Origin of the sequence: Microbispora sp. ZYX-F-249, assembly GCF_039649665.1 — a bacterium.
GTDB lineage: Bacteria > Actinomycetota > Actinomycetes > Streptosporangiales > Streptosporangiaceae > Microbispora > Microbispora maris.
In genome coordinates this window covers 1-1,288 of record NZ_JBDJAW010000129.1, presented here as the reverse complement: position 1 = coordinate 1,288, position 1,288 = coordinate 1, and the positions used below count along the sequence as shown (strand labels likewise).

Sequence of the window (1,288 nt, the reverse complement as noted above, 5' to 3'; positions counted from 1 at the left end):
CCGGCGGAGCATGTCTCCGGAGATAGGAAACACAGAGAGCTAGAACCTGCGGGCGGTCGACAGTCGGCCCGTGTCGAAGGCCAGACTCATCATCACGGCGGTCGTCGTCGAGGGCCGCTCACAAGCAGAGGTCGCTCGCTCCTACGGCGTGTCCAAAGGCTGGGTGTCCAAGCTCGTTGCCCGCTACCGGCAGCAGGGCGAGGGCGCATTCGAGCCCCGATCCAGACGACCCAAGACCTCACCGACGGCGATCGACGCCGCCACCGTCGAACTGATCGTCCGCCTGCGCAAGGACCTGTCCGGCCAGGGCCTGGACGCCGGGCCGGACACCATCGCCTGGCACCTGCACCAGCACCACCAGGTCACCGTGTCCCGGGCGACGATCAGCCGCTACCTGACCCGCGCCGGGCTGGTCACCCCCGAGCCCAGCAAACGGCCACGATCGTCCTACATCCGCTTCCAAGCCGAGCAGCCGAACGAGACCTGGCAAGCCGACTTCACCCACTACCGCCTGGCCGACGGCACCGACGCCGAGATCCTCACCTGGCTGGACGACCACTCCCGCTACGCCCTGTCGGTGACCGCCCACCCCCGTGTCACCGGACCGATCGTGCGCGACACCTTCCGCCACGCGGTGGACGCCCACGGCGTGCCCGCCTCCACCCTGACCGACAACGGCATGGTGTTCACCACCCGCCTGGCCGGCGGCCGCGGTGGCCGCAACGCCTTCGAACACGAGCTGCGCCGCCTGCACGTGATTCAGAAGAACTCCACCCCCAACCACCCCACCACCTGCGGAAAAGTCGAACGGTTCCAGCAGACGATGAAGAGGTGGCTGCGCGCCCAGCCCGACCAGCCCGCCACCTTCAGCGACTTACAGACTCTCCTCGGCTGCTTCGTCGACGCCTACAACCACCACCGCCCTCACCGGTCGTTGCCGCACCGGGCCACGCCCGCTGCGGCCTACAACACCCGGCCCAAGGCCCAACCGGCCGGCAGCCGCGAGGGCGACACCCACACCCGGGTCCGACACGACCGCGTCGACCACACCGGCGTCGTCACCCTGCGGATCGGCGGCCGGCTTCACCACATCGGCATCGGGCGAACCCACGCCCGAACCCACGTCATCCTGCTCGTCGACGATCTCCACGTCCGCGTGGTCAACGCCACCACCGGAGAGCTCCTCCGCGAGCTGATCATCGATCCCACCCGCGACTACCAACCCCAGTACACAAAGAAACCCCCGAACCCGTAGGTTCGAGGGTTTCCGATGTCTTGCGACATCACA

The 1,288-nt window shown here is 68.2% G+C and carries 1 protein-coding gene; it reads left to right on the top strand.

What is annotated here, in order from left to right:
- Nucleotides 1–70: 70 nt before the first annotated feature.
- Nucleotides 71–1,255, top strand: coding sequence for an IS481 family transposase (locus tag AAH991_RS40040; protein WP_346231177.1), 1,185 nt, complete (start codon nt 71–73; stop codon nt 1,253–1,255).
- Nucleotides 1,256–1,288: the final 33 nt, after the last annotated feature.